The sequence below is a fragment of the Stenotrophomonas sp. Sm6012 genome (assembly GCF_030985895.1).
In the GTDB taxonomy this organism is placed as follows: Bacteria; Pseudomonadota; Gammaproteobacteria; order Xanthomonadales; family Xanthomonadaceae; genus Stenotrophomonas; species Stenotrophomonas forensis.
In genome coordinates this window covers 1-2,789 of the sequence record NZ_JAPTFX010000252.1, presented here as the reverse complement: position 1 = coordinate 2,789, position 2,789 = coordinate 1, and the positions used below count along the sequence as shown (strand labels likewise).

The window sequence follows — 2,789 nt, the reverse complement described above, 5'->3', positions numbered from 1 at the left end:
AGTACGTCCATGTAAGCTCGGTCGCCGCATCCATGCGGCTCACGCCCCCGCAACCGGACCCACCCCGCCTTCGACAGATTTCTGCTGCTGTTGGTGGGTGTCGACCTTGGTCGACACATCCACGAATTCATCGAAAAAGTCGAGCCATGCTCGGCTCACGCGCGCAGCGTGGATGTGTCGACCAAGGTCCACGCCCACCCAGACGGCATTACGCCGACGCGTAGCGCACGGCGGTGCCGATCCAGCGCTGCACCACGCGGTCGGCCAGTGCGGGTTGCTGGGCCAGTAGGCGTTCGGCGAGGTCGTGCACGCCGGGCAGCAGGCCGGCGTCGCGGGCCAGGTCGGCAATGCGGAATCCGGCCAGTCCGGTCTGGCGGGTGCCGAGCAGTTCGCCGGGGCCGCGCAGCTCCAGGTCCTTCTCGGCGATGACGAAACCATCGTTGGTTTCGCGCATGGTCTGCAGGCGCTCGCGCGCCATCTGCGAGAGCGGCGCCTGGTACAGCAGCACGCAGCGCGACACGGCCGAACCGCGGCCGACGCGGCCACGCAGCTGGTGCAGCTGGGCCAGGCCCAGCCGCTCGGCGTTCTCGATCACCATCAGCGAGGCATTGGGTACGTCCACGCCCACTTCGATGACGGTGGTCGCGACCAGCAGGTCGATCTCGCCGGCCTTGAACGCCACCATCGTCGCCAGCTTCTCGGCCGCCTTCAGGCGGCCATGCACCAGCCCGACGCGCACGCCCGGCAGCAGCGCCTGCAGCGATTCGTAGGTGGCCTGCGCGGGCGTTGCATCCAGCTCTTCGCTTTCCTCGATGAGCGTGCACACCCAGTACACCTGCCGCCCTTCCCGGCAGGCCAGCGCGATGCGCTCGATCAGCTCGGGACGACGGTCGTTGTTGAGTGCCACGGTCTGCACCGGGGTGCGGCCAGGCGGCAGTTCGTCGATGGCCGACACGTCCAGATCCGCGTATTCGGACATCGCCAGCGTGCGTGGAATCGGCGTTGCGGTCATCACCAGCTGGTGCGGCACGCTGTTGCCGCCCGCGCCCTTGTCGCGCAGGGCCAGGCGCTGGTGCACGCCGAAGCGGTGCTGCTCATCGACGATGGCCAGCGCCAGGTCCTGGAACACCACCGCGTCCTGCATCAGCGCGTGGGTACCGACCACCACCTGCGCCTCGCCGTTGGCGACCTGTTCCATCACCTTGGCGCGCGCCTTGCCGGTGACCTTGCCGGCCAGCCAGGCGATGCGCACGCCAAGCGGTTCCAGCCAGCCGCGCAGGTTGTTGAGATGCTGTTCGGCCAGCAGTTCGGTGGGCGCGGCCAATGCGACCTGCTTGCCCTGCTCCACCGCCAGCATCGCCGCCAGCGCGGCAACCACGGTCTTGCCGGAACCGACGTCGCCCTGCACCAGCCGCAGCATCGGGCTGGGCCGCGACAGGTCTTCGCGGATCTGCTTGAACACGCGTGCCTGCGCACCGGTCAGCGCGAACGGCAGCTGCTTCAGCAGTGCCTTGGCCAGCGTGCCGGGGCCGGCCAGCGGCGGCGCGTGATGCGCCTGCAATGCGATGCGCTGGCGACGCAGGCTGAGGTGGTGCGCCAGCAGTTCTTCCATCGCCAGGCGACGCTGCGCCGGATGGGTACCGGCGGCCAGCGCGGCCAGGTCGGCATCCGGCGGCGGCCGGTGCACGGTCAGCAGCGCGCTGCGCAGCGAGGGCAGCTTGAGGCCGTCCAGCCAACCACTGGGCAGCAGTTCCAGCGTGCTTTCCTCGGGCAGGCGGTCCAGGGCCTGGCCGATCAGCTTGCGCAGGGTCATCGGGCCAACGCCTTCGACGGTGGGATACACCGGGTCGAGGCGGTCGCCGAGTTCAGGATCGTCATTGCGGCCCAGCACCTGGTAGCTGGGGTGGACGATCTCCAGGCCGAGATGGCCGGGCTTGGGCGTGCCGAAGCAGCGCAGCCGGTTGCCGACCGCGAACTGGCCGACCTGCTGCTGGCGGAAATGGAAGAAGCGCAGCACCAGGGTGCCCTGCCCCTCGTCCTCTACCGCAACCTTCAGCATCGGCCGGTAGCGCATGCCGCGCTCGACCGCGACCACCCGCCCTTCCACCTGCGCCGGCACGCCGTTGCGCAGGTCTTCGATGCGGGTCAGCCGGGTGCGGTCTTCATAGCGCAGCGGCAGGTGAAGCCAGAGATCCTGCAGGGTGGCCAGGCCACGCGCCTGCAGTTTGGCGGCCACGGCCGGGCCCACGCCAGCAAGCATCGCCAGGGATGCTTCGCCGGACGGTGACAGGACCGGGGTGACCGCCGCCTTGCGTGCCACGTGGCGGTCAGTCGATGACCATCACCGCGTCGACCTCGAAGTTGGCGCCCTTCGGCAGGCCGGACACTTCGATGGTGGAACGGGCCGGGTACGGCGCCTGGAAGTAGTCCTGCATGACCGCGTTGACCTTGGCGAACTCGCCCAGATCGGTCAGGTACAGGCCCAGGCGCACGACCTTGTCCAGCGAGCCGCCAGCGGCTTCGGCCACGGCCTTGAGGTTGTCGAAGGCGCGACGGGCCTGGGCTTCGACGTCACCGGCGCCGACGATGTCGCCGGTAGCCGGGTCGAGCGGGATCTGCCCGGAGAAGTACACGGTGTTGCCGGCGCGCACGGCCTGCGAGTACGGGCCGATGGCGGCGGGAGCCTTTTCGGTGTTGATGATCTGGCGGGACATGGGTCGCTCCGGAGCTTGGGGGAAACAGAGCGGCAATTGTAGCAACCCGGTAGTGCGGGGGGGGGGGGGGGGGGG

2 protein-coding genes are annotated in these 2,789 nt (G+C 69.4%); both read right to left on the bottom strand.

Annotated elements, in window-relative coordinates; genetic code table 11:
* Window positions 1-208: 208 nt before the first annotated feature.
* A complete protein-coding gene (gene recG, locus O0J73_RS22090; RefSeq protein WP_049457375.1) occupies window positions 209-2,320 on the bottom strand; it encodes an ATP-dependent DNA helicase RecG in 2,112 nt (703 codons plus the stop codon).
* Between the two features lie 7 nt (window positions 2,321-2,327).
* Window positions 2,328-2,714, bottom strand: a complete 387-nt coding sequence (locus tag O0J73_RS22085; protein WP_005410875.1) for a RidA family protein — start codon at window positions 2,712-2,714, stop codon at window positions 2,328-2,330.
* Window positions 2,715-2,789 lie beyond the last annotated feature (75 nt).